Here is a 21,924-nt window from a genome sequence, read left to right on the forward strand (position 1 = left end):
AGGCGCCGATGTTATTGACTGCAAATGGCCATTGCCAGCGCGGCGCCTTGATTTTCACTGCCCTCAGACTTTGAACTGCGCCACCATCCCGTTCAGTTCCACCGCCAGGCGCGACAGGTCCTGCGCGGCGGCGCTGGTCTGGTTGGCGCCGGCGGAGGTCTGCATCGACAGGTCGCGGATATTGACCAGGTTGCGGTCTACCTCGCGGGCCACCTGGGCCTGCTGTTCCGAGGCGCTGGCGATCACCAGGTTGCGCTGGTTGATCGCGGCGATGGCTTCGGCAATCAGCTCCAGCGCCTGGCCCGCGGACTCGGCCACATCCAGGGTGCCGGCGGCGCGGCCCTGGCTGCTGTGCATGGCGTTGACCGCACGCTCGGTGCCGGACTGGATCTGGCCGATCATCTGTTCGATTTCACCGGTGGACTGCTGGGTACGGTGGGCGAGGGCACGGACTTCATCGGCGACCACGGCGAAGCCGCGTCCGGCCTCACCGGCGCGGGCCGCTTCGATGGCGGCGTTGAGGGCCAGCAGGTTGGTCTGCCCGGCGATGGAGCCGATCACGTCCAGCACCCGGCTGATTTCATTGGCGCTGGCGGCCAGTTGTTCGATATCGCCGGCGGTGCTGGTGACTTCGCCGACCAGCGCCTGGATGGACTGCAGCGCCTGATTGACACGGTCGCGGCCATCGCGGGTGGTCTGGTCGGCGCCCTTCGAGGCATCGGCGGTGCTCACCGCGTTGTTCGCCACTTCTTCCACGGCGGCGGTCATCTGGTTGACGGCGGTCGCCGCCTGTTCGATTTCCGCGCTCTGCTGCTGCAGGCCGCGGCTGGTGTCCTCGGTGACCGAGTGCAGTTCTTCCGAGGCCGAGGCCAGTTGGTCGGACGAGGCGCTGATCCGCGCGAGCGTCGAGCGCAGGCTGTTCTGCATGCGGGCCAGCGCGCCGAGCAGCAGCGCCGGTTCGTCCTGGCCCTCGACCTTGATCGCTTGGGTCAGGTCGCCGGTGGACACCCGCTCGGCAACCGCCAAGGCTTCCGCCAGCGGCACGACGATGCTGCGGGTGAGCAGGGTGGCGATGGCGACCAGCGCGGTCATGATCAATGCCAGCGCGATGATGATCAGCAAGAAGGATTCGCGGGAGGCATCGGCACTGCGTTGCGAGGCTTTTTCAGCGCCGTCGGCGTTGTACTTCACCAGCGCTCGCAGCGTGCTTTGCATGGCGTCGGTGGCATCGGCCAGCGGGCCGTTGACCAATTGCCGGGCGTTGTCGAGGCGGTTGTTCAGTACCGCTTCGGCGACGCTGGACTGAATGCCGACATAGCGCTCGCGGGCGCTGACGAAGGTCGCGAACAGGGCGCGATCCTCGGGTTCGATGATGGTGCTTTCATAGAAGTCCAGGGCCTTCTGCAAACCCTGATTGACCTCGGCCGCCCGGCGCAGGGAGGCTTCGCGGGTCTCGGGCTGTTCTTCGAGCAGGCTGCGCATGGTGATGGCCCGGGCGCGGTTGACGTCGGTGCCGATTTCGCCCAGGGAGATCACGGCGGGCAACCAGGTCACCCGGATTTCAGCCGAGGCGCGGTCCATCTGGCGAGTCTCGTAGAGCGCTATCAGGCCGAGCGCGAGGACCAAAAGGCCGAGCAGGGTGAACAGGCTGGCGGCCCGTTTGCCGATTTTCATTTGCCGGAACTGCATGGGGACTCCTTGGGAAAAAACAGGCAGCCAGAAAGCGGCTGCCAGGACAGGCAACGTCGGCACCCAAATAGCGAGCCGATGCGTTGGCGCCCTTGTTCGATGATGTCAGTTAGACATCGTTCCCCGCAGAGTACCCCGTATTCGTGAAGAGTTGTTTCAAACCAGTGATTCGTTTCAGCCCCTTACTCCAGAGCCCTAGCCGGCGCCCTTAGTCGGGCGCCGAAAAACTCAGGCCAGGCGCTCGAAACGGTACGGCGCGGGATCGATGATCGGGTTTTCACCCGACACCAAGTCCGCCGCCAGTTGTCCGGCAGCCGGCGAAGTGCCGAAGCCGTGGCCGGAAAAACCGGTGGCCAGGGTCAGGCCGGGAATGCTCGCCAGCGGCCCGATCACCGGGTTGGAGTCCGGCGTCACGTCGATGGTGCCGGCCCAGGCATCGGCGATCTGCGCCTGTTCGAACACCGGCCAGGCGGCGCGCAGGTTGCGCAGCGCGTCGTCATTGAGGCCGTGGTTGGCGGGCGGGTCCTGGACGCGGACCTGTTCGAACGGGCTGACGCTGTCGGCTTGCCAGCGACGGGCCAGCTTCAGGTCGTTGAAGAAGTATTTGCCGAAGGAAATCTTCAGGAAATCGCGCTGGGCTTTCAGTTGCGGCAGGTAGCGGCGCCCCAGCAGCAGGTGGTCGAGGGTGAGGAAGGCATCCAGCTTGCCGCGCTGGGTGATGATGAAGCCGCCGTCCTTGTGCTTGCGGAAGGAAAAGTCCGGCGCGCCGACGGCGATGTCGGTCGGGCCGTCCATGGGTTTGGTGCGCAGCACTGAGCAGGTCAGCGGCAGGGTCGGCAGGTTGACGCCGAGGTTGCCGAGGAACTTGCGCGACCACAGGCCGCCGGCCAGCAGCACCTGTTCGCAGCGGATTTCGCCGCGCTCGGTCATCACGCCGCTGACGCGGCCGGCACTGGTCAGCAAGGTGCGCACCGCGCAGTGCTCGATGATGATCGCGCCCTTGGCCATCGCCGCCTTGGCAATGGCGCTGGAGGCCAGGGTCGGCTCGGCGCGGGCGTCCGACGGGGTGAAGATGCCGCCCGCCCAGTTGGCCTGGCCACCGGGCACCAGCGCGCTGATTTCCCGATTGCTGAGCAAGCGGGTATCCAGCGACAGGTGCTCGACGCTCTTGAGCCAGTTCTGGTGCATGTTCATCTGGGTTTCATTGCGGGCGATGAACATGATCCCGGCCTGGCGGTAACCGACATCGGCCCCCACCCGTTCCGGCATTTGCGCCCACAGTCGATCCGCGGCCAGGGCCAGGGGAATGTCGTCGGCATGGCGGCTGGTCTTGCGCACCCAGCCGAGGTTGCGCGACGACTGCTCGCCGGCGATCCGGCCCTTTTCGATCACCACCACGGGGATCTTGCGCTCGGCAAGGGCCAGGGCGGCGGTCAGGCCGATGATGCCGCCGCCGATGATGACCACGGTGGTGGCGGGCGGCAGCGTGTTGCTGGTCTGTACGGGATCGATGGTGGGCGACATGGCGGGCTCTATGAATGAAGGTTCAGCGGGTTACTGGCCGAGGTTGATCTGTACGACGTCGGCTTTCGAGGCGCCGCGGTAGGCGGTGACTTCCAGCTCTACCTTGTAGACCGTCGAGCCCAGTGGCGGGCAGGTCGCGGTGCAGGCCGGGTCGATGCCGCGGAACTTGCCGCCGATGAAGTCCATGACCTTCGGCACATCGGCCGGGTCCTGGATGAACACCCGCGAGCAGACCACGTCGGCCAGGCTGGCATCGACGGCGGCCAGGGCGCGCTCGATGTTGTTGAACACTTGTTCGGCCTGCTCGATCACGTCTTCCGGGATCAGCTTGGTGTCGGGGTTACGGCCGGCGGTGTTGGACACGAAGATCCAGTTGTCCACGGCCACCAGCCGCGAGTAGCTGGCTTTTTCTTCGAAGATGGAGCCGCTTTTCAATTTGGTGATCTGGGTCATGGGGAATGCCTCACAGGGTTCAAAAGGGAAGGGTCAGCTAAGGACGGGGGTGTCCCAGAGATTGAGTTTCACGCCGATGCCCAGCTCGACCGCCTTGCGGTACACCACGGTGCCCCAGGCCAGGTCTTCGACCGGCATGCCGCCGACCGACATCAGGATGATCTCGTCATCGTTCAGGCGGCCCGGCGCGTCACCGGCGATGATCTTGCCGATGTCTTCCAGTTGCTCGGGCTGCAGGCTGCCTTCGGCGATCATGTCCATGAAGCGCACGCCCACCAGCGGCACGCAGTTGTGCGCGGGCTTGGGCAGCTCTTCGAACCAGGCGTTGTACATGCCGGTGTTGTCGAGCACCTTGCGCACATCGTCCTGCTCCATGCCGGCATCGATGCTGCACGGCGCCGGCATCGCCAGGAACGCGCCCGGCTTGACCCATTCGCGGCGAACCAGCGGATAGGTGCTCGGGTCGCCGACTTCGCCGGTGCTGCAGTAGGTGATCAGGTCGGAGTCGCGCACCACGTCTTCCAGGGTGTCGACGATGCGGATGTTGGTGATCTGCGGGTAGGTTTCTTTGACCCAACTGATGAAGCTGTCGAGGCTGCGCTGGCCGCGGCCCTTGATCTTGATGGTGTCCACCAGCGGGCAGACGGCCATGAACGCGGCGACGGTGGTCTTGCCCATCACGCCGGGGCCGAGCAGACCGATGACTTTCGAGTCCTTGCGCGCCAGGTGACGGGCGCCGACCCCGGGAATCGCGCCGGTGCGGTAGGCCGAGAGCAGGTTGGCTGACATGTGTGCCAGCGGCGCGCCGGTATCGGCATCGTTGAGGGTGAACATCAGGATCGAGCGCGGCAGGCCTTTTTCGCGGTTGGCGATGTTGGAGCCATACCACTTGGCGCCGGCGGTGCGGAAGTTACCGCCGAGGTAGGCGGGCATGGCCATCATGCGGCGGTCGGCGGTGGGCTTGGGCATGTCCGGGAACGGCGAGGTTTCCGGGAAAGTGATCATCGCGCCATGGGAGTCGTTGTTCGGCCCGGCCATGCGGTAGTCGCCCTGATACAGCAGCCCGAACATTTCTTCCATGGTGTCGACACAGGCCGGCATGTCGGTCACGCCAGCGCGGATCATGTCTTGTTCGGAGAGGTAGATGAAGTCGATTCTGGTGTCGGTGGTCATTGTTGTCTCGAGGCGCTTCGGGTGGGCTTGTGCAAGGAAAAGCGGTCGGACAAGTTTTGCTAACGAGCGGTAGGCTGTCTTGAGCCTGAGCGCCAGCGGGTTTGACTGTGCGTGACATGGTGGGGGGTAGGGGCAGATCGGGAGGTTTGTGGCGCTTCAGATCCAATGTTCCTCAATCGAATTTTGCTTCCCGTAGGAAAGACCTCCGATCCTCGCTCTGCTCTGCCTTCAGCATCAGCTCAGCGCCCACGAGCGTGCCAGTTTTACTCCGCCCCAACACGGTCATCGGATCCTCGAACCCATGGACGTAGCCCAAGGCGAACGCTCCGCACTGATAGCCCATAAGCCGCAGTAATTCGTCTGGCAGCGTCCGGGCAATTTCCAGTGGACAGGACAGGAACTGGTTCTCCTCTTGCCGAAGCCAGCCGAGTGCGTAGGTGAGGTTGACGGCCGAACGGACTCGGTCGGAGCAATTGGCTCCGCCTCCGTGGTACACCTTTCCGTCGTATACAAGCACTGATCCCTTTTCCATCTCCGCAGGAAAACTGGCCGCTATCTCAAACTCGACGTTGCGCCCCGATCGGTGACTGCCGGGTACGATGCGCGTGGCGCCCATCTTCTCGGAGTAGTCGGTCATGGCCCATAGGGTGTTGCATTGCACGTGATAGTCGTTGGGAAAGGGAAACATGTCCCAGGCTACTTCGTCTTGATGCAACGTCTGCGCCCTGGCACCCGGATAAATGGACACGACCTGCGTGCAATGGACCTGAAACGTCGTAGCGTGAGAGAGAAAGCGCTGTGCAATTTCGAAAATGGTTGGGTTGAGGATCAACTCACGTGCCCCTATGGACCGCGCAATCAGGCCGCCGGTGCGTTTGGTCCGTCTACCAAGAATGTCGTCGGGCCCGAAGGAAGCCACCGCCGTATAGGGTTCGAGTTCTTCGGCGATACGATCCATAGCGGTGCCGGGCACAAGTTTGTCAATGATGGCGTAGCCGTGCTCGCGCAAGCACTGCAGTGCGTCTGATGCAGAAACGGTGTTGGGAAGGTGAATCAGCGACATGGAAAATACTCCGTGGAGGGTCGTTGTCCGTTGGTCGAGCCTTTGCCAACGCCGCATAGTTGCTACGCCGCAGTACTCATGGTCAGACAGATTTCGTAGAGCTGATCAGCGCTAATCGATATAAATCCAGAATTCGGGCGCCCATGACGGATGGGGCATAACGTTGCTCAACGTAAGCACGCAATCGAGCCGGATCGATGGTCTGCGCATAGTCCCCGGCTAGCACCGCAGTGACTTTTGCAATCAGAGCGAGCGTATCTTCCGGCTCGATCAGCAGGTCGGGGGTTATGCCGCGCAGGATTTCAGAAAGGCCACCAACGGCAAACGCCACCACCGGGACGCCGGTAGCCAGTGCTTCAATGCTGACGCCCCCGAACTCTTCATACGCTGACGGCATCACGATCAGACGGCAGGCCGCAATCGCCAGGGGCACCTCGTGATTTGGGATGAAGCCCATAATCGTCACCCAGTCTTGCAATCTGGCTTTGTGAATGGCGCGCCTCAGCCGGTCCCGTTGCGTCCCGTCGCCGACGATCAGCAACTCGCACTCTTGTTCGCGAAGTGCCCGAGCGAGCGGGATGAGATGCTGCCAGCCCTTTTCTTTCGCGATGCGGCCGACAAAGCCCACCGTTTGCCGTCGCAGGTTGTGATGTTTGCGGAACGTAGCCAGGTGCTCTTGCCGGGGCGGGGCGAATTGCGTTGTATCAACCAGGTCAGGAACGATCTCGACATGCCGGGCATCACGCGTGAGTTGGCAGGCGGTTCGTTGGGTCAGAGCGACTACCGCGAAGGCCGTGCCCACGGCTTTACGCTCCAGCCACCGGGCCAGCCGGTGCTGAAGCATGTCCAGCCAGGAGTGTGGCGTGTAGACCGCAAGACGAGAGCAGTGCACCGTCAGGATCAGAGGGCGTCGCAGCAATCGAGGCGCTAAGCAGGCGACTAGCAGCGCGGGAATTTGCCCGTCGAGGTGCGCATGAATGACATCGAAGTCATGCCTACGTCCTCTTTGGAGCAACGAACACAATGTTGCCAACGCCCACGACTGCGTCAGCCCTATCAAGCCGCTGAATTCGGACCGTATCCGCGGCATGGGTAGCAGTTTGCGCTCAACCCATAGATTCGGATGCAGTTGTCGCAGCTTGGGCAATCCGGGGAAGCCGATGGTCATAACATGTTGATGGGTTCCTTCCTGTGCGAGCCAAACTGCCTGGCGCCAAGTCTGAATCTGCATGCCACCTACCGAGTCGTACTCCGCTGGCCATGTATCAACATCCGGATGATGGAAAAAAGGTGTCAACTTCAAGACGTTCATGCGAATCAGGCCTTCGTTAAATAATTGGGGCCGAGCGGTTAGAGCGCGCAGGCGCGTCAGGGCTCAAGATGATTTTCGATCATGTATTGGTCAGGTGATGATGTTGTCTGCAAGGCTGGCGTGCAGCATCTGTATCAACGCTTCGATGGAGAACGTATGCTCAACCGAGGTCAACATACCGGCCTGGATGTCGAGCGTTGCTTCCAGCCGGCTGAAGACCTGCTCCCAGTCGCGGGTATCCAATTCAATTCTGTCGAGGGCCGTAACCTCTTCAGGGGGGGCGCCGGTAACATTGCAGATTGTGTGAATGACGAGTTGGCGAATGAAGTGTGGGGTCATGAGTGTGGCCACTTCCATCGTTGATCTTCAGTTAGCAAAAGGTTGCAGCGCTAGCGAGGCGCAAGCATGACCCGTTGCATCGCAGGCGATCTGGCGAGCAATTCTCAATGCATTGGCCTGAATAGTGAGAGTTGGATTCACCCCACCGGGGTAGGGCATGTAACTACCGTCCGCAACGTAGACATTCTCTAGCGAATGGAGTTTGCCATCCCGATCCACTACGGACGTTCGCGCATCGTCACCTGCGCGGCAGGTGCCGTGCAGGTGTGTGCTGCCCATTGCGAAGTTCGAGGCTTCATGCTGGATATCCCGCGCGCCAGCGGCCTTGAGCCAGTCAGCTGAGCGCTCCACCATATAAGCTAGGCGTGCCAGATCCTTTGGATTCGTCGTGTAGTCGATCATCAGCCGCGGAAAGCCCCATGAGTCCGTACTATTGGATAGACGGACCCGATTCCCGAGAGAAGGGTGGTCAGCAAGAAGGGTCTCCACACGTAATACCAAACCATCGCCCTGTAGACGATTCCAGTCATCGTGTTTGGCTTCGTAGATCAGTCCGCCGACTCCAGTCGGACAGCGCTCGTCCAGATAGTGGTGAAACGTGCAAACCGTCGAGAAGGGCCCCCGATAACCTATCGGATGATCGTCGATTTGTTGCCGGTTCATCGGCACCACGCCCTGCGAATATTCGCTGAGTTTCATGCAGAGACCCCTACCGACCAAATCGTGCTCATTGCCAAGCCCCCTTGGCGCATGAGATGTGATCGAACGCAGCAGTAGCGCAGCCGTTTGAATTGCATTACAAGCCAGTACAAAACGGTTCCCACGGATGGTACGTATCTGACCCGATGTGGTGTCCATGCATCGCACAGCGCTGGCGCGATTACCCTGTTCCTGTGTCAGTGCCATGGCTTTTACGCCAGTCAGTAGCAGCAGGTTCGGCGTATCGGCCAAGGGGTTGAGCAGGGCGTTCACCACATCGCGTTTGGCGCCTCGCGTGCATTGTGCCGAGATACATAAGGAGCAGTGATCGCAACGGTTGCGGTCGATCGCCACAGGCGTAGGGCGGGGGGACAGGCCGAGCCGGAGCGCACCTTCCCAAAGATGTTCCGCGGGAAGGCTCAACGTATTGGGAGCCTGTTTTCGCCTGCACTTGAACCCAGCGTGGTCGACGGAAAGAATCGACTCTATCTCGTTGTAAAAAGGAGCGAGATCAGAAGCGCCGATGGGCCATTTCACCGGTAACCCCTCGACACGGATGCGCTCGCTGGCATCGAAATCGAAGTCGGTATATCGAAACGAGGCGCCACCGTAGAAAACCGTGCCACCACCTAGGTTGCGCGTGCTCCATGGCCATCCCTGCGGACTCCATCCTTGCGCGCTATTGCCAGCCAATGCGTGCTCGGCCTGGGCGTCAACGTCCGCATTGTTTGCACTTGCCTTAAGTCTCGCGCCTTCTTCCAGCAAGAGGGTGCGAAGCCCTGCCCGGACAAAGGTGTCCGCGGCAACCGCACCAGCGGCCCCGCTCCCTATGATGACCACATCGAAAGGATCATCTGACAGAGTATTTAACCGTAGCCCGTTTATATGGGACGCACCGAGGGGGTGGTCTTCGACGTGTTGCTTTAATGAAGAAGTCATCTTATGGAGTGTCCTCTGACGGGGTTATATGGCGGCGCACAGGAAAAATATCTTCATTGTCGAGTCCCCCCCCGACATTTCTGTAGCACGTACCTGCCGGTCTACGGAGTAGTACTGTGCTTGGCTAATCCAGTTAATTACTTACGCCTTTGAAGGCAATTGCACTACTTCGTGTTCGTGGAAGTAAAATAACTCTAGCAGAGAAGCTGGCGATGGAAGGGGTAAAAACTGTTCGTTCGTGTTATTTGGGATGTCGGCGTAATATCTTTCTTGAGGGCTTGTAAGAGCATTCATACAAATAACAAAAGTTCTACTCATTCATATGTGTAACATGACATATCCAGTCATTGACGGCGCAATAGCCTTGAGTGTATCCATATTTCAAATGTTCTATCCGCTCTGTGCGACGCATATGAGCTAAGGACAAAACAGGGCTTGGCCTCTCTTGTGCACGATGTGTGCCTGAGGTAATGGCCTTGAATATATTTCGTTGATGGAAAAGCATAAACCGACGACAGCATTGAATAGCACATTAGCGATGGGCACCAGCTTGCTAACAACGCTTCTGCGCAACGGAGAGAGTCTATGCGTCACATACGGCTTCAGTTTGAAGATGAGTGCTATCCGGTGTGGATTGGCATTCGATGCGTGGATGAAATCGTATCGAATTTGCGTGAACTCGGTGCGTCGAGCTATCACGTAATTAGTGATAGAACGGTCAGCCAGTTGCATGCGGGCATATTGTGCGAGCAGCTTTCGGCTCAAGCTTCTGCCCGCCTTTGGGTCGTCGATAATGGCGAATCATGCAAAAGTTTGGGAACAGTCGAGCATCTTGCTCAAAAAATGGTACAGGTCGGCATTGATCGGGGCAGCGTTATCGTCGCTGTGGGTGGCGGGGTGATCGGAAATCTCGCGGGATTAATAGCTGCATTGCTGTTTCGCGGCATTCGCCTTGTACATGTGCCGACGACATTGATTGCAGCAGCGGATTCAGTCGCCTCGCTCAAGCAGGCAGTGAATCTTTCTTTAGGTAAAAACCTGCTGGGTTGTTTTCACAAGCCCACAGCTGTTCTGATTGATCTCGAATTTCTACGAACGTTACCAGCGACGCAAATACGGTCCGGCATGTACGAGATCATAAAGAATGCATTGACCGTGGCTACCGAAAACATCCCGCTGCTCGAAAGTGGATTGAAGGCAGACGCAAATTATTCCGAACTAGAACTCATGACCATAGTCGAGGCTGGTTTGCTGGCAAAGCAAAAGGTCATGAAAGACGACAAATGCGAGCGGAAAGAGGCCCTGGTGTTCGAGTATGGCCACACGGTCGGCCATGCAATCGAACTGGCGGCGGAAGGTCGAATACCGCATGGAGAAGCCGTCGGCCTTGGAATGATAGTGGCGGCGGAAGTTGCAAGTCGTTTGGGACGGCTGAGCGAAGCCGACCGGAGTCTTCATCATCATCTACTCAGCCGTAACGGACTGACGTTTCGACTGCCGGCCGGGGTTACTGTCGCTGCGGTGATGGCGCTACTGCGTACGGACAACAAGCGAGGTTATGTCTGCGCTCGTCCTGACCAGGTTGTCATGATCCTGCTGGATGGCCTGGGGGTTCCGGCCGGGACGGCTGGCAGTCCCTTGATACGAGTCGACGCCTCGCTAATTCAGTCTTGTATTGAAGATTGCTTAACGGGGATCAAGAAGATCGCCGCTGAGGAAAGTCGTCAATGACCAGTGTGCTTTTCATGCCCTGGTCTATGACGGCCAGCCGATCTCTTGTCACGTTGGTGTTTCGCGCTCTATGCGCCCACGAATCTCGGTAGCTGCGAAAACTATGAACGACCCTCTCGTTAATCAGCCTGCCCAGGCGGGCGCTGTGGGACTGATACGCATCGATATTGGGTGCGTATTGAGTCCTCTGCGTAACGCAGCCACCCCAGGAACTCTTGACCGATATCTGGTGGCTTGCGCAGGCGTGCAATTCTGGGCCGACCTGCTTGTTGTGGGAAAACTGAACGGTGTGCTCGCTGATACGACGACGGAAGAACTCGAAGAGCAGCTTCACCGCGCTGAATGCGAAGCTGATCGCGCCGCGCAAGTGATGTTGGGGCCTATACCGGCTGCGTCCGAAGACATAGATCACCTCGCAACTGCGAGTGTTGCGCTACATGTAGACCTATCGCCCGATTCTCTGAGCAAAGTGCTTCACCTGCCGATACCTGAGTGCTGCGGCTACGACCTTGCAGATCTCGCGCTGATTGCGGGCGACGTTGAGCAATTTACTGCACAAGTGCGCCTTGATCAGGCCTTTCTGATTGTCGGGATCCGTACGGGCGGAACATATCTTGCCCCGCTCTGGAAGGCTGCGTTGAACGGACTGGGCGCTGCCGATGTGCATTGGTGTACGGTGCGACCAGGAAAAGAGTACCCAGCGTCTGATGGCTTGGAAATCGCTCGGGCCTGGCTGGAGCGTCGAGTCGCTCCTGTGATCGTGGTGGTGGACGATCGGCCGGATACCGGGGCCACTATGGAGCGTGTAGCGGCGCCGTTGCGCGAGTACGGCGTCGATCTATGGTTCTCGAGCGTCGGAACGCTTTGGCAGGGGGCTGCGACGCACTCTATGCCGTCACATTCATCGGCGCATGTGGTGCGCGACTCGCTAGCACCACGGCTTTGGGAATGCTTGCTACCTGATGAACAACCTGAATTCATCGCACGACTGCGGAACACCGCAGGCCTCCCTTCGCTCCCAGCCCAAGCGCGGCTGCACTTCCGGTGTCCACAAGGTGAGGTGCGTTATGGGCTGGGCCACGCTTGGCTCCCGTGGAACGACCCACGGGTCCTGAGCGGGTGTCGGTCTTTGGTGAACCCACGCAAGACACCGATCGAAATTCTCGGACCTGATGGTGATGCGCTACTACATCTGCGTTTCATTGGTGAAGGTGTGTTCGGTCGTGCGGAGTTCGAGCGTATACGGGAGATCGGTGCCACGGGTGCAGCCTGGCTGCTTGACGGTTATGCAATTACGGCCGACATCGGGGTCTCGCGATCATTCCAGGAGCAGTTTCATACCGCGAGCCAGCCGAAGCGAGCCGACTTACTGCTTCAAACGGCGAACTGGCTGACGTTCCCTGCACGGCAACCCATTGCCCACACCTACCAAAGCCCTATGGTCGTGACACTTGGTTCGCGTTGGTTGGCAGTCGCAGATGTGATGCGAGAGCGCTGCGGTTGTGACCGGTTGCAGGAAATAGCTGAGCCATTGAGCTCATTTCTAACGGCGCCGGTTCCATGGCCGGGACGGACGGGCAGGACGTTCCGTTCGTCGCTGCGTTACAGCAGTGGTGGCTGGCATTGGCAGGTTGACCAACATGGAAGGCTCCATCGTTTTCAATTGGAAGCGAACTGGGGCGACATCAGCTCTTCCGAGCTGGAATTAGCAGCGTTTGCTCTCGAAAATCATCTGGCGATCGAAGACTCCACGCAGCTTGCATCACTGTGCGGTCTCGCTTGGTCGAGCGTACGGGAGAGCTTGTCCCTAGCTGCGTTGATGATCGTCGAGTCCAGGATACGCAGTGTGAGAATACCCAGCGAAAGTGGTCGCATCACCCTCTGCGCAGATTTCAATCAATTGATCAGGACAACTTCCGAGTTGGCCGAAATCAGCCCACCTTCATGGAGGTGACATGGACAGGCCTTACCACATCGTTACCGACATCTATACCGCACAGCCCAGGCTGCGTGCCGTCAGTTCCAAGGGCGCTAAGGTGACGCTTTCCGACGGCAAGCAGTATATCGATCTGATGAACGGCAAAGGCAGCGTTACGCTCGGACACCATCATCCGGTAGTAAATTCAGCGATTACGCGCCATTTACACAGCGGGTTGGCATCGGCGACGTGCTGGAGCGACCTGCATGAGGCACTCACAGAGCGGATCATCGACGACGTTGGGATGAGCGACGCACAGCTTGCACTGTTCAGCACGGGGACGGAAGCCTGTCGGGCCGCCGTTCAAGTTGCGCGGCAATTCACGGGCCGGCATGTCATAGCGAGTGCGGGTTACCACGGCTGGGGGGATTACTGGGCTAGCAGCGACGACTTGCTAGAAGCCAATGCGAGTGGAGTTATCGACTTCTACTTTATACCGGAACTGCTGGAGCAGGTGCTCGAACGGCATCGAGGACAAACAGCCTTGGTGATTTTGTCGCCTGACCATGTCCATCTGCAACCAGATAGACTTCGTCGGCTGGCGCAGCTCGTTCGGCATGAAGGGGTGCTGCTGTGCTGCGATGACGTCAAGCAAGGCTACCGCTCGGTACGCGCCTCCCAATTTCCAGGAACGGTTGGTTTCCAGGCCGATCTGTACACCTTCGCCAAAGGACTATCGAATGGCCACCGACTGTCGTGTCTGGTGGGCCGACGCGATGTCATGGCTGCGGCGAAGGAATTTACCTATACCGCCTATTTGGACACGATTCCTATCGTTGCGGCGTTGGCCACATTGGATTACATGGACAACCACGACGGTTACCAGCGATTGGTCCAATGTGGAGCCGCCCTGGCCGCGGAAATGCGCAATATCGTACAGCGCAGCGGGCTGCCGATCGAAATATACGGTGAGGGTCCACTGCTGCAAATCGTGGGTGCCAGCGAGGCATTGGATCAGACCCTGTACGCGAATTGGGCCATGGCGGGCTTACTTCTATACGAAGGGGACAATCAAGCTGTCTCGCTCGCGACCGGCGATGTGCTCGACGAATTGCTCGAACGCTTCGAGAAAGGGCTCACGGCTACTTCGCGGCAGTTCGGAAGAGGGAACCTTACGTCGATCACCCTGCAGCGGCGCTTTCAGGCAGCCTTTCGCATGATGGACGGAGCCAGCGATGTCGTTCCTGTCGAGGACGCGGTTCGTTGGATCAAGGAGGAGCGATGAGCCCGTCATCCCTGGAGTCGATGATGGGTAGGCGCATCCTGTTGCTATCACCGCACGCGGATGATGTTGCCTACTCCATAGGCGGCATCGTCGCACGGCTGTCCATGCGAGCGGATCTGCGCCTCATGACAATCTTCGGCTACAGCGGATGGGCACTACCACAGGCTTCGTGCGAGAAATCCGCAGATGCCATATCGGCAGAGCGGGAACTCGAGGATCGTGCGTATTGCGGGCGATGGCGGATCAATTACGACTGTCTCTCGTGTCCGGACAGTTTTGTGATGGGGTATGACAACGCGACGGAACTTAGCATCGCCGCCACCGATGATCCCAGGACCGAGGACGTCGTCAACTTGATTCGTAACGCCGTGGCGTGTCGGCGGCCTCAGGTAGTGCTTGCTCCGTGCGGCCTTGGCGGACATGTCGATCATCAGATTGTACGAATTGCCGCGGACGCGCTGCATCGCATCGAAGTCCTTTACTACGAAGATGTTCCCTACAGCTCGAGCTTGTTGCTCCCAGAGCTCGAGAGGCAGCTTACCGCTCAAGACCTGGTACCCGCCATGACGGCCGACATCGAAGGTGTGTTGGAAAGCAAGTGCGAAGACATGTGGGGCTACCGCTCACAGACCAGTGAATCCACTGTTTCTGAGATGCTGCTACATGCCGGCCGTGTCGGCACAGGCACCGCACGATATGCGGAGCGCCTGTGGCGCCGCTTAAGTTGAATCCGCTCTGGCGAAAGAATTGGTCAGGAACAACCGCTGACTTGATCCCATGGCTGTCATGGGCAGGCCAAATTCACCCTGATTGACGGAGGCATCCATGTTGGAAAAGCTGGCAGTTTATGGCGGGGCTACGGTCCACGACGGGAACTGGCCCAATTGGCCCCAGAGCAATGAGAACACTCGACGTAATGTCAATGCCGTTCTGGACAGCCACCGATGGTCCATCAGTGGTCAATACCGTGGGCAGCCGTCTTGGGAAGAGCGCTTCGGGCAGGCATTTGCCATTTACACGGGGGCCGGGTATTGCGTGCCATCCTCGACAGGCACCGCTAGCTTGAGCATGGCTTTGGAGGCTTGTGAGGTCGGGGCGTACGATGAGGTGATCGTGCCAGGCGTGAGCTGGGTTGCATCCGCGTCCGCGGTACTCGGGATCAATGCCATCCCCGTCCTGACCGACGTGGAGCCCGAGACCGGCTGCCTTGATCCTGTGGCACTTGAGAGTGCAATCACATCGCGTACACGAGCCATCACTGTGGTCCATCTTGGATCGGCGGTCGCTAACCTGGATCGCCTGGTGGCGATCGCCCAAGCGCACTCGATTCCGTTGATTGAAGATTGTGCGCAGGCACATGGCGCCCGATACGCCGGCCGCCATGTTGGTTGCTTCGGTGCGGCAGGTACCTTTTCGATGCAGCACAGTAAGTTGCTGACGAGCGGCGAGGGTGGGGCGGTGATTACTAACAACGAGGACCTCGCACGCCGCCTGGCGCATCTGCGGGCCGACGGCCGAACGCTCTCCGAGCAGCCACTTGGAATAGACGAGATGGCTCTGGTTGAGACTGCGGAGATCATGGGCAACAACCACTGCCTCTCGGAATTTCATGCTGCCATCTTGATGGCGCAACTGGAGGTATTGGACGAGCAACTGGCACATAGGCGTCGTAATGCCGCTGTTCTGGATAGTTTTCTGCTTTCTCTTGGTTTTTTGCCGCAGGCTACGGCCTCTCGCACCACAGAGCGTGCGCACTACACCTACGTGGTCCGGTTGCCAGAGTCAATTGTGGAGACGCAGGGCGCCGAGCGGTTTGCTGTGGCGTTATCCGCGGAAATCCGGTTGCCGTGCAAGACGATGTACCGCGCCCTTAACCAGAATCGCCTCTACAACCCTTCCTCGCGAAACCGGTTCGAACTGGGCCAGACATTCACCGATGCGGTCGACCCATCCCGCTATCAGTTGCCTATAGCGCAAAACTTTTCCCGGTCCTGCATCGCTCTGCCTCACCGCATGCTATTAGCCGATATGAGTGCGATAGAGCATGTGGCCGCCGCCTTCGAAAAGGTAGCCAGGCTCATTAATAACCGGCGTGTTTAAGCGGGCGCGCTCATCGCATGGGGCGTGTGACATCAGTCTCGGACTGGCAGGGAGGCTCCATTTTGTTTGGGTTCTTTGAAAAACTGCTTTATCCATTTCCTTTCAGCGAGCCATCGCCGATGCCTCAGGGATTCTCCGCCTTTGTTTGGGCTTGCACGCAGGGCGTGCGTGGCAAGATCGCCGCCATGGCGATACTCACGATGATGATGTCGGCCTTGGAAGTGATGCTGATAGCCATGCTCGGACACATCGTCGACTGGCTCAGCGTTCAGGTACCGTCGCGTTTGTGGGCCGAGCGCGGCGAGGCTTTGCTATGGCTGGTCACTGTGATGGTGGCCAGCATCGCCGTAGTGGCGCTGCAGACTTTCGTCAAGCATCAAGCCCTCACCGTGAACCTGCCCATGCGCCTGCGGTGGAACTTTCACAGGCTGATGCTGAAGCAGAGCATGGCCTTCTATCAGGATGAGTTCGCGGGTCGTATCACGGCCAAGGTGATGCAAACCTCACTTGCAGTGCGCGAAACCATTTTCGTGTTAGCCGACGTCATGGTCACTATGACCGTATACGTTGCCACAATGATCATCCTGGCCGGCATGCTCGATGCGCAACTGGTATGGCCCTTTGTGAGCTGGCTCGTCCTGTACGTCGTTGCGTTGTTCTATTTCGTACCTAACCTGGGCAAGTTCGGCAAGGAACAGGCCGACGCGCGTGCGCTGCTGACGGGACGTATAACCGACGCCTATACCAACATTGCCACTGTCAAACTGTTCTCGCACACGCAACGCGAGGCAGGGTTCGCACGCGAGGCCATGCGCGAATTCATGCGCACCGGATACGGGGAGATGCGGCTAGTGAGCGCCTTTGAGATCGTTAACCATCTGCTGAGTATTGGACTCACGATTGGCACCACGGGCACTGCGTTGTGGCTATGGTCGCAAGGTGCAGTGGGAGTGGGCGCCGTTGCAGCCGGCACCGCTATGGCGTTGCGGCTGCAGGGTATGTCGCAATGGCTCATGTGGGAAATGACCAGCCTGTTTGAGAACGCCGGCATTGTGCAGGACGGAATGAGGACGCTGTCGGTCGCACCTTCTGTGCTTGAGGCACCTGACGCCGTCGAGTTCGCAGTAACGCATGGCGAGGTGCGCTTCGAACGGGTGAGCTTCCGCTACGCCGAAACCGGCCGCCGCGTGATCGATGATCTCGATCTCACGGTCAGCCCTGGCGAAAAGATTGGCGTGGTTGGGCGCTCGGGTGCCGGTAAATCGACACTACTGAACTTGTTGTTGCGCTTCCATGATCTGGAATGCGGTCGCATCTTGATAGATGGGCAGAACATCGCACACGCTACGCAAGATTCGTTGCGCTGCCAGATCGGCATGGTTACTCAGGACACCTCACTGCTGCATCGGTCGGTAGCCGATAATATTTCCTACGGCAAACCCGATGCGACGCTGGCGCAGATCGAGGCAGCGGCCCGGCGCGCAGAGGCACATGCATTTATCCAGAACCTCTGCGATACAGGCAAGCGTTGTGGATATGAGACGCATGTGGGCGAGCGCGGCGTCAAGCTCTCGGGCGGACAGCGTCAGCGTATCGCCATTGCACGAGTGATGCTGAAGGATGCTCCGATCCTGCTGCTCGACGAGGCAACCAGTGCGCTTGACTCCGAAGTCGAAGCTGTCATCCAGCAAAGTCTCTACCGGTTAATGGAAGGCAAGACCGTGATCGCTATCGCGCACCGGCTGTCCACCATCGCGGCGATGGACCGTTTAATCGTACTTGATGATGGATGTGTGATCGAACAGGGCGACCATTCGACGCTGCTTTCACAAGGAGGTCTTTACGCGAAGTTGTGGGCTCACCAGAGCGGCGGATTCCTGGGCGACCCAAAATGAAGTCACGGCCCATTGAAGATGCGCCTGCACCGCCCCACTCATCTAACCCAGAGTGCCAAACCATGACTACACATGAAGAGCAGCGCTATGGCCCCAAGGCGGATCGACTTCTGCGCATTCGGGAGATCGAATCCCTGTCCGCTCTGGTCCTGCCCATCTTTCCGATCGCGCCATTGCCAACCGCGGTGTTGGGTAGTCTGGCACTGGCGGATGACCCGGTAGCGATCTACGCAAGCGCTTTGGAGGAGGCTTTTCCGCAACTGGTGCGAAGCGTGGCGGACGTTTGTGGTCCCGCGCCCTGGATTGTCCGTAGTGCCGGTCACGAGGACCTGACGAATCATGTCAATGCTGGCGGCTACGAAAGCCTGGTATGTCCCGAGCCACAATCGCTGGTGCGGTGCATTGCCGCCGTGGCCATGAGCGGATCGACCGAGCATGCACAACGCCAGCTTGCGCTTTCGGGGCGTTACGGTCATGCCGAGGCGATTCCATGCTTTGTGCAACCGCTGCTGAACATCGATGTCTGCGGCGATGTCGGTCACGATCATTCGCCGTATCTGGACACGGCGGTTCTTGAGCAGATGGAGGCGGTATGTAATGAGCTGATGCAGACGTTTGACTTCACCGCGATCGATTGCGAATGGGGCCTCGAAACGACGCTTGGTTTCGTGTCCGTGACCACCGTCATGCCGAGAAATCCACAACTGATGAATGTCGCGCATACCATCGGTTTCGGTTTTGCGAGCGCTCAGAGTAGCGGCTCGCGAGCGACGACCCTGGCCCTGCGCCCGGCGTGCTCAGACCTCAGGCTATGGCGCGGGCGCCACTTGCGGGCGACGACGGTGCGACAGTTGCATCTGCTGCAGGCGCGGCCGGCGTATTCCGATGATGCCTTTCGGGACCGCTATGTGTTGACTGATGCGTGCCGTGAAGCGTTGATCGGGCGCTACGATGTCGTGGACGCCGGCTTGTTGATGTTGGGCGCACAATCCTCGGGTCGCACCCTTGTGGGGCCGGACCTCATGAGCGCCTGGCGCCGCTACCTTGCGCTCAGCGCCGCGGAGCAGGCCGAGGTGGCGGTTGTGATCGTGGACGAAGGCAGTGCGGAGGAGCACGCGGGTATCATGTTCCGCCAGCAGGGCATTACCTGCGTCAGGATGGACACTCGACGCATGCCCGCCGGAGCAGACTGCGTTGTATTTGACCGCGGCACCTGCATTCTCGGCGGCGCGGCGATGCTGCGATCCATTCACCATGAGCGTCGCCGAGAGTTGGTGTTGCCCGACGACTGTGCTCTTGTCTTCACCGATGAGGTGCTGTCACCTGGCGGCGAGCTGGCGCGAGGCTGCGCCGAAGCCCTTTCCCGGCTGCGCCGTTTACCGGTCGCGCGTGAAGTCAAGGAGCGGCTGTGCGCACTCAGCGAACAGCCGATGCCGACGAGGTGGATGCAACGCGCCGACGGCATGGTGGAGTCTCCCTCTCTGCTCGCGGCAGTCTGGCGGTCAAAGACCCCGGGGGATGCCGGCGAAGGCTATGCGCTCACTCAGTTTGCGCGAGATTACAAACGTGCCGTCCTGTTCTCACAGGATGCGCCGCTGCGGGAACTGCGCGCACTGCTCGCGCTGTCGTCCGTGACACGTACGCTGGTCGCGAGTGGTGACCTTCGAATCGTCATGGCATTGCTCGATTGTGAAGCGGCGACGTCCTGGGTGCCGCCGCACACGTTGCGCCGCCTGCTCGATTCGGCCGCCGTGCAATTGAACGCGCTTCAGCGCGACAACGCGGTGTTGATTCTTGAAAGCGTGTCCTTCGTCAGGACGGAATGTGCGCGGCTGCCGGTTTATGTGCTGGACGACGCCATCTCCTGCCTCGATGCATTGGCGCACGATCTTGAAGACGGCTTGTCAGTCGAAACGATGGTGTCCATCCGTGCATTGGAGTTACCGATCGCGAGCGAAGTCCTGCTTGCGCGGCAGGCTCTCGATAACCCTGGCGTCCTTCAATCGGTGGATACATTCCGACAGTCAGTCGCGTCGTTTAGAGGCGTTGTGTCGGGTGGTGATCCGACGGCGAGGTATGCTCAGCAACTCAACGGTAGTTATCTGACGCTGCGGGGCGCGCTGAGCGAGGCAGGGCTGGAAAATGTCGCCGAGCAGATCAGAGGGTCGTTAATCGAAACTTACGACGCCTCATTGAAAGGGCTGCTAGGGCGCGTGGCGGTGGAGGCGGATGCTGGCAGCTACAGCCGCTACCTCGACGTGATGCAAGGGTGGATCGAATTCCTGGGCATCGAATTGTTGTCTGAGCGCGATGCCGCAGTGCTTCAGCGCTTTCAACGCTGGTTGCGTCAGTGGGCTGATGAAGCGATCCCCGAGTCATTCGAGATACAGGACCGTAACTGGCAGTTCGAGTTTGACGCCATTGTGCTTGCCCGTGAGGCGCCGCAGCGGTACGAGAATCCGCACGTTCTTCACAATCTCCTCCATCAATACTCCCTGGCGGGACTGCGGCTTGATACGCAAGGGCTTCCACAACGCGTACAAGCGCTCGAACGCTTTTGCTCGACGTTCAGTAGTCGCTCGACGAAGGTTTTGCGTTTCGAGCGAGCGCTGCTCGAGATCCAGATTCCAATGGGAACGCACAAGGCAAGCTACGTATTCACACCGCGGCAGATCTCAGTGGAGTGGACGGAGCCGCCTGATTGTCCCGAGAGCGAAATCGCGCGGATCCTGGCGTTTGAGGTATTCCTCGATCGATTCCGCACCTGGCTGTTCCCGGCACTGACGATCCGGCGCGAGCAAGTGCTGGGCACCTGGACACTGTTCATCCGCCTCGACGCGCAGGGAGCGGATCCCTGGGATTACGAACAGCTCTGGCACTTTGTGGTTGCCACGCGCTTTCTATTCGACGCCTCTTACGATTTCTCGTACGTCGCCAACGAAGCCGTCGACGCCTTCGCCGAACATTTCGACGGGGTGCAGTGGAAGGCGGTGCTGACCACGCTAATACAGCATCGGGCGGTCATTGAGGACGCCTCGCAGTATGTCGCCTTGCACGCCCAGCCGATGTCGTCGACGGTCGCCGCTATAGCGCGGAGCCGCGTCGTTCGTGGTGTGCTCTTACGGTGTCAGCGCAGGGGGTTCGACTATTGCCGGGGCGTCATTGACGGCTATGTGCGTTGGTTGAATGTGGCGTCCGGGGACGATGGGCGGTGGCCTGAGCGCTATGAAGTGCTTCGGCAAGCCAGCCTTTTTCTCGCGGCCAGGTGGCCCGGCAAGGCGCTGTCGGAACTCGCCGAGCGGGATGTCTTCAACATCGGCGATGACCTGATCGCCGCTTGCCTTCTTAAACGCTCGGACCTGGCGGATGACCTACGGAAAACCGTGGCGGCGGGGTCGTCAATGTTATCGGGCTTGCCGGGAATGATCGTGCGGCATGCGCCTGAAATTGCTATAGCGGGTCGTGGCGCATCGCCCCTGGCTGAGCAACTGGTCGGCACCGGAATTCGATTTCGCCGCGCGAAACACTTTTTGGTCGCACGCTTCGGCGACCATCTCGACCAGTCCGTATTGGCGGCTCTACTACGGGACTTGGACGCGGTTCCGTGGGGGTATACCGCCGCCACTGAGCAGGCCATCCAGACGCAGCTATTGATTCGCGAACCGGTCTGTCGGTTTGAACTGGAAAAAGGCATCGATTGGACGACGCTGGATTCGTGGCCGTCGCTTGTGCAGAGGCGTCCCGCCTACCTGGAGTCGACCGCCTGTTGATTTAGCGTGCGGACACGAGCACCTATGCCGTCGC

15 protein-coding genes are annotated in these 21,924 nt (G+C 59.5%); 7 read left to right on the forward strand and 8 right to left on the reverse strand.

The features are described 5' to 3' along the window. Window positions 1-63: 63 nt before the first annotated feature. The 8 genes from NTD88_RS27530 to NTD88_RS27565 all read right to left on the reverse strand — a co-directional run bounded on the left by NTD88_RS27530 (window position 64) and on the right by NTD88_RS27565 (window position 9,191). Window positions 64-1,689 (reverse strand): methyl-accepting chemotaxis protein, encoded by a 1,626-nt coding sequence (locus NTD88_RS27530; RefSeq protein ID WP_262153336.1) that lies wholly within the window; start codon window positions 1,687-1,689, stop codon window positions 64-66. Window positions 1,690-1,917: 228 nt separating this feature from the next. Then, the gene (locus NTD88_RS27535; RefSeq protein WP_262153337.1) at window positions 1,918-3,213 is read right to left on the reverse strand and encodes an NAD(P)/FAD-dependent oxidoreductase; all 1,296 of its coding nucleotides are present in this window, start codon (window positions 3,211-3,213) and stop codon (window positions 1,918-1,920) included. Window positions 3,214-3,243: 30 nt separating this feature from the next. Next, the gene (locus NTD88_RS27540; RefSeq protein ID WP_095158481.1) at window positions 3,244-3,666 is read right to left on the reverse strand and encodes a RidA family protein; all 423 of its coding nucleotides are present in this window, start codon (window positions 3,664-3,666) and stop codon (window positions 3,244-3,246) included. 33 nt (window positions 3,667-3,699) lie between these two features. Then, window positions 3,700-4,839 (reverse strand): tyramine oxidase subunit B, encoded by a 1,140-nt coding sequence (locus NTD88_RS27545; protein WP_262130389.1) that lies wholly within the window; start codon window positions 4,837-4,839, stop codon window positions 3,700-3,702. Between the two features lie 172 nt (window positions 4,840-5,011). Further along, window positions 5,012-5,902, reverse strand: a complete 891-nt coding sequence (locus NTD88_RS27550; protein WP_262153338.1) for a phytanoyl-CoA dioxygenase family protein — start codon at window positions 5,900-5,902, stop codon at window positions 5,012-5,014. An 82-nt stretch (window positions 5,903-5,984) separates the two neighbouring features. After that, window positions 5,985-7,214 (reverse strand): glycosyltransferase, encoded by a 1,230-nt coding sequence (locus tag NTD88_RS27555; RefSeq protein ID WP_262153339.1) that lies wholly within the window; start codon window positions 7,212-7,214, stop codon window positions 5,985-5,987. Window positions 7,215-7,304: 90 nt separating this feature from the next. Continuing rightward, a complete protein-coding gene (locus NTD88_RS27560) occupies window positions 7,305-7,553 on the reverse strand; it encodes a DUF6137 domain-containing protein (protein WP_262153340.1) in 249 nt (82 codons plus the stop codon). 27 nt (window positions 7,554-7,580) lie between these two features. Next, complete coding sequence (locus tag NTD88_RS27565) at window positions 7,581-9,191, reverse strand: GMC oxidoreductase (protein WP_262153341.1); 1,611 nt, start codon at window positions 9,189-9,191, stop codon at window positions 7,581-7,583. 585 nt (window positions 9,192-9,776) lie between these two features. Between NTD88_RS27565 and NTD88_RS27570 the strand changes: the two genes are divergently transcribed. The 7 genes from NTD88_RS27570 to NTD88_RS27600 all read left to right on the forward strand — a co-directional run bounded on the left by NTD88_RS27570 (window position 9,777) and on the right by NTD88_RS27600 (window position 21,890). After that, window positions 9,777-10,922, forward strand: coding sequence for a 2-deoxy-scyllo-inosose synthase (locus NTD88_RS27570; protein WP_262153342.1), 1,146 nt, complete (start codon window positions 9,777-9,779; stop codon window positions 10,920-10,922). A gap of 103 nt (window positions 10,923-11,025) precedes the next feature. Continuing rightward, window positions 11,026-12,876 carry a hypothetical protein gene (locus tag NTD88_RS27575; RefSeq protein ID WP_262153343.1) on the forward strand — a complete coding sequence of 617 codons (1,851 nt, stop codon included), beginning with the start codon at window positions 11,026-11,028 and terminating at the stop codon, window positions 12,874-12,876. Between the two features lies 1 nt (window position 12,877). After that, complete coding sequence (locus tag NTD88_RS27580) at window positions 12,878-14,125, forward strand: aminotransferase class III-fold pyridoxal phosphate-dependent enzyme (RefSeq protein ID WP_262153344.1); 1,248 nt, start codon at window positions 12,878-12,880, stop codon at window positions 14,123-14,125. Beyond that, on the forward strand, window positions 14,122-14,853 hold the full coding sequence (locus NTD88_RS27585; protein ID WP_262153345.1) for a PIG-L deacetylase family protein: 732 nt from the start codon (window positions 14,122-14,124) through the stop codon (window positions 14,851-14,853). The genes NTD88_RS27580 and NTD88_RS27585 overlap by 4 nt, the downstream gene beginning before the upstream one ends. 97 nt (window positions 14,854-14,950) lie before the next feature. After that, window positions 14,951-16,225 carry a DegT/DnrJ/EryC1/StrS family aminotransferase gene (locus tag NTD88_RS27590; protein WP_262153346.1) on the forward strand — a complete coding sequence of 425 codons (1,275 nt, stop codon included), beginning with the start codon at window positions 14,951-14,953 and terminating at the stop codon, window positions 16,223-16,225. A 62-nt stretch (window positions 16,226-16,287) separates the two neighbouring features. Beyond that, window positions 16,288-18,120, forward strand: coding sequence for an ABC transporter ATP-binding protein (locus tag NTD88_RS27595; protein ID WP_262153347.1), 1,833 nt, complete (start codon window positions 16,288-16,290; stop codon window positions 18,118-18,120). Window positions 18,121-18,182: 62 nt separating this feature from the next. After that, a complete protein-coding gene (locus tag NTD88_RS27600; protein WP_262153348.1) occupies window positions 18,183-21,890 on the forward strand; it encodes a hypothetical protein in 3,708 nt (1,235 codons plus the stop codon). Window positions 21,891-21,924: the final 34 nt, after the last annotated feature.

This window comes from Pseudomonas sp. 20P_3.2_Bac5 (assembly GCF_025466035.1).
GTDB lineage: Bacteria > Pseudomonadota > Gammaproteobacteria > Pseudomonadales > Pseudomonadaceae > Aquipseudomonas.

Bases quoted from the DNA above. Each gene is read 5' to 3' on its own strand.
- NTD88_RS27530 (WP_262153336.1), bottom strand. From the start codon at position 1,689: ATGCAGTTCCGGCAAATGAAAATCGGCAAACGGGCCGCCAGCCTGTTC.
- NTD88_RS27535 (WP_262153337.1), bottom strand. From the start codon at position 3,213: ATGTCGCCCACCATCGATCCCGTACAGACCAGCAACACGCTGCCGCCC.
- NTD88_RS27540 (WP_095158481.1), bottom strand. From the start codon at position 3,666: ATGACCCAGATCACCAAATTGAAAAGCGGCTCCATCTTCGAAGAAAAA.
- NTD88_RS27545 (WP_262130389.1), bottom strand. From the start codon at position 4,839: ATGACCACCGACACCAGAATCGACTTCATCTACCTCTCCGAACAAGAC.
- NTD88_RS27550 (WP_262153338.1), bottom strand. From the start codon at position 5,902: ATGTCGCTGATTCACCTTCCCAACACCGTTTCTGCATCAGACGCACTG.
- NTD88_RS27555 (WP_262153339.1), bottom strand. From the start codon at position 7,214: ATGAACGTCTTGAAGTTGACACCTTTTTTCCATCATCCGGATGTTGAT.
- NTD88_RS27560 (WP_262153340.1), bottom strand. From the start codon at position 7,553: ATGACCCCACACTTCATTCGCCAACTCGTCATTCACACAATCTGCAAT.
- NTD88_RS27565 (WP_262153341.1), bottom strand. From the start codon at position 9,191: ATGACTTCTTCATTAAAGCAACACGTCGAAGACCACCCCCTCGGTGCG.
- NTD88_RS27570 (WP_262153342.1), top strand. From the start codon at position 9,777: ATGCGTCACATACGGCTTCAGTTTGAAGATGAGTGCTATCCGGTGTGG.
- NTD88_RS27575 (WP_262153343.1), top strand. From the start codon at position 11,026: ATGAACGACCCTCTCGTTAATCAGCCTGCCCAGGCGGGCGCTGTGGGA.
- NTD88_RS27580 (WP_262153344.1), top strand. From the start codon at position 12,878: ATGGACAGGCCTTACCACATCGTTACCGACATCTATACCGCACAGCCC.
- NTD88_RS27585 (WP_262153345.1), top strand. From the start codon at position 14,122: ATGAGCCCGTCATCCCTGGAGTCGATGATGGGTAGGCGCATCCTGTTG.
- NTD88_RS27590 (WP_262153346.1), top strand. From the start codon at position 14,951: ATGTTGGAAAAGCTGGCAGTTTATGGCGGGGCTACGGTCCACGACGGG.
- NTD88_RS27600 (WP_262153348.1), top strand. From the start codon at position 18,183: ATGACTACACATGAAGAGCAGCGCTATGGCCCCAAGGCGGATCGACTT.